General features: G+C 76.5%; 1 protein-coding gene. It reads left to right on the forward strand.

Annotated features, from left to right (window positions below):
* The coding region (locus DEIPI_RS40210; protein ID WP_483782854.1) for a hypothetical protein at positions 1 to 247 on the forward strand (247 nt) is incomplete at both ends.

Genomic DNA, 247 nt, shown 5'->3' on the forward strand with positions numbered 1-247 from the left:
GCGTGTACCTCGACACGGTGCGCCCCGCGCTCGCGGAACCCCTGCTGCAGGAGGCGGAGGCCCTCGCGACCCCGGAGCGCGCGGAACTGCTGAGCGACCTGCGCGCCGAGAACGACCTCAACGCGGGACGACTCGCGGCGGCCGTGGCGCGCCGCCCGTCCATCGCGGCGAGCGGACGCTTCGCGCTGCGCTCCGGGCAGCTCTTCCGGGCGCTGGAACTCACGCGTGGCGAGGCGCCGGGCGAGGT

The sequence above is a fragment of the Deinococcus pimensis DSM 21231 genome, assembly GCF_000519345.1.
Classification (GTDB): Bacteria; Deinococcota; Deinococci; order Deinococcales; family Deinococcaceae; genus Deinococcus_A; species Deinococcus_A pimensis.